The organism is Chitinimonas sp., from assembly GCF_041904975.1.
Taxonomy (GTDB): domain Bacteria; phylum Pseudomonadota; class Gammaproteobacteria; order Burkholderiales; family Chitinimonadaceae; genus Chitinimonas.
In genome coordinates this window covers 1-3,077 of record NZ_JAYRLZ010000385.1, presented here as the reverse complement: position 1 = coordinate 3,077, position 3,077 = coordinate 1, and the positions used below count along the sequence as shown (strand labels likewise).

The 3,077-nt window shown below is 63.1% G+C and carries 3 protein-coding genes; all 3 read left to right on the top strand.

The genetic code is table 11. The features are described 5' to 3' along the window. Positions 1 to 29: 29 nt before the first annotated feature. Positions 30 to 1,091, top strand: a complete 1,062-nt coding sequence (locus ACE3OH_RS21190; RefSeq protein ID WP_374357911.1) for an HD domain-containing phosphohydrolase — start codon at positions 30 to 32, stop codon at positions 1,089 to 1,091. Between the two features lie 62 nt (positions 1,092 to 1,153). Further along, the gene (locus tag ACE3OH_RS21185) at positions 1,154 to 2,296 is read left to right on the top strand and encodes an FIST signal transduction protein (RefSeq protein WP_374357908.1); all 1,143 of its coding nucleotides are present in this window, start codon (positions 1,154 to 1,156) and stop codon (positions 2,294 to 2,296) included. A 16-nt stretch (positions 2,297 to 2,312) separates the two neighbouring features. Further along, a partial coding sequence (locus ACE3OH_RS21180) for a PAS domain-containing protein (protein ID WP_374357906.1) occupies positions 2,313 to 3,077 on the top strand: 765 nt, incomplete at its 3' end.

Sequence of the window (3,077 nt, the reverse complement as noted above, 5' to 3'; positions counted from 1 at the left end):
CAAACTCCCTGGACTAATGGCAAGCAACGATGGCAAACGGCATGCAGATCGTGGTGGTGGATGACAATGCGGTGAACCGCCTGATGTTCGCCCGGCTGATCAAGAATGCCGTCGGGGTGGAACCCACCCTGTTCGAATCGGCCTGGGAAGGGCTGGATTGGTGCCTGCACACCAATCCCGACCTGATCTTGCTCGACTACATGATGCCGGAGCTTGATGGCATCGGTTTTCTCACCGCGTTTCGCAGCGATGAACGCGGCCAGAAGTCGATGATCCTGATGATCACCGCCGACCACGACAGCCAGGTGCGGCTGCGCGCACTGGAGCTCGGTGCCAATGATTTCCTCACCAAGCCGGTGGAAGCGGCCGAGCTGCGCGCCCGCGCCCGCAATATGCTGGCCATTCGCGAAGGTCAGGCAGCACTGGAAGACCGGGCAAAGTGGTTGCAGGAAGAAGTGGCCAAGGCCACGGCCGACCTGCGCGCGCGCGAGCAGGAGTCGGTCTTCCTGCTGACCCGCGCGGCAGAATTTCGCGACCCGGAAACCGGCGCCCATATCCTGCGCATGGCGCATTACTCGACCCTGATCGCACGGCGCCTCGGCCTGGAAGAGAGCCGGCTGGAACTGTTGCTGCAGGCAGCTCCGATGCACGATATCGGCAAGCTCGGCATACCCGACCATATCCTGCTCAAGCCGGGCAAGCACACGCCGGAGGAATGGGAAATCATGCGCCGCCACGCTGAAATCGGCTATCGCCTGCTCAGCGATGGCAAATCGGCACTGATGCAGCTAGGCGCCCTGATTGCCTGGACCCATCACGAAAAATTCGATGGCAGCGGCTACCCGCGCGGACTGGCCGGCGAGGATATCCCGATCGAGGGGCGCATCGTCGCCGTCGCCGATGTTTACGACGCACTCACCTCGGTTCGCCCCTACAAGCCGGCCTGGACGGTTGATGCGGCATGCGCCTTGTTGCGCGAACAGAGCGGCGCCCATTTCGACCCGGCCGCCGTTGCCGCGTTTTTCAGCAATTTCGATGAGGTGCTGGAGATCCAGCATCGCTATGCCGACGAGGTGCCCGGGACAACATAAGCCGCCCCACCCGCTTTCCGGCAGCACAGCTATGCCATCTGTCCATCATTCGAGGTCATGCCATGGAACTACGCCAAATCAGTCTGCAGCACCTTCCCAACCCGGCCGAGCTGACCGAACTGGCCGCCATCTCGCCCCAGCTGCTGCTGGTATTCGGCTCACCGCGCTTTTTTGAACAAGCGGCCTTGCCGGAATCTTTAGCGCCGGTTGGCGCCAACATCGTGATCGGCTGCTCCAGTGCCGGCGAGATTTCCTCGCATGGCGTGGGTAATAAAAGTCTGGTGCTTTCGGCCCTGCATTTTGACGACACCCGGCTGTGTTCGGTCAGCGAGGTCATCGCCGGCATTCCCGACTCCCACGCGGCAGGCGCCCGGCTGGCCGGCCAGCTGCCGCAAGAAGGCCTGCGCCATGTCCTGTTGCTGGGCCCGGGGCTTGATCTGAACGGCAGCGCCGTAGTGGCCGGCATGCAGAGTGTGCTGCCAGCCGGCGTGCAGATCAGTGGCGGCCTGGCCGGCGATGATGGCGCCTTTGCCACCACCTACACCCTCGGTGCCGCCGGCCTCGCCAGTAATCGCCTGGTGGCGCTGGGCCTGTATGGCGAACGCATCGGCATTTCCTGCGGCTCTTTCCACGGCTGGGTGCCATTCGGCCCCTTGCGCAAGGTCACTCGCAGCAGCGGCAATATCCTGTACGAACTGGATGGCGAGCCGGCGCTGGACGTCTACAAGCGCTATCTGGGCGACTATGCGAAAGACCTGCCGGCATCGGGCCTGCTGTTCCCGTTCGAAATGCTGCGCGCCGACCAGCAGAATGTCGGCCTGATCCGCACCATCTTGCAGGTGGACGATGCCGCCGGCTCGCTCACCCTGGCCGGCGATGTGGTGGAAGACGGCTATCTGCGGCTGATGCATGCCACCACCGACTCACTAGTTGACGGCGCCGAACAGGCCGCCGAACGGGTGCTGGCTGGCGTGCCGGCCAATAACTCGCTGTCGCTGCTGGTCAGCTGCGTCGGCCGCAAGCTGGTGATGGGCGCCCGCGTCGACGAGGAGGCCGAGGCCGTGGCCGATATGCTGGGCCAGCTGGCGCTGCCGGCCGGCTTCTATTCCTATGGCGAAATCGGCCCCGGCATTGATACCGGCGACTGCCGCCTGCATAACCAGACCATGACCATTACTGCCTTGTTCGAACACCCGGCAGCCTGATGCCGGCATTTGCGCCATGACGCTGAGCAACAAGACCCTGCTCCGCCAGCTCAAACGCACGCTGGGGGTAGCCAATGGCGACGAGCTGCTGCAGCTATTGGCAGCAGCCGAGCCCGATGCTGCCCAGTTGGCGCGCCGCAATGCCATCCTTGCCAAACTGCCGGACTTGCTGGCCCAAGTGGCCGAAAGCTATGAGCAGTACGACCGTAATGCGGCCTTGCAGGCGCGCAGCATGGAGCTGTCATCGGGCGAGTTGCAAACGGCAAACGAGCGCTTGCGTGCCGAGGCCAGCGCACAGCAGATTGTGCTCGACGCGCTGCATGAAACCACCGCCGAGCTACTGGGAAGCAAACAACCCGAACACAAGCCGCTGAACGATGTGGTGGCGCTGACCCAGTTAGTGCGCTCCCTGGTGGCCGAGCGTGAACGCGCACTGGCCGCGCTGAGCGAGAACGACCGCAAGTTGCGCAGCCTGATCGAAAACGTGCCCGGCTGTGTCTATCGCATCAAGCCCAGCGAAGTATTGCAGTTCGATTTTGTGTCCGACGGCATTCTGGCACTGAGCGGCTATAGCGCCAGCGAAGTGACGGCCGACCCGGTCGCCATGCATATCCGCATGGTGGGTGAGGATATGGCTCGCCTCAAGGCAGAGCGGATTGCTGCGGCAGTGGGCCATCACCAGCCCTATGAGCTCGAATATGAAATGCGTCATCGCGATGGCAGCAGCTGCTGGATTCTGGAGCGTGGCCAGGGTGCCTACGATGAACACGGCCAGCTATTG

Bases quoted from the DNA above. Each gene is read 5' to 3' on its own strand.
- ACE3OH_RS21190 (WP_374357911.1), top strand. From the start codon at position 30: ATGGCAAACGGCATGCAGATCGTGGTGGTGGATGACAATGCGGTGAAC.
- ACE3OH_RS21185 (WP_374357908.1), top strand. From the start codon at position 1,154: ATGGAACTACGCCAAATCAGTCTGCAGCACCTTCCCAACCCGGCCGAG.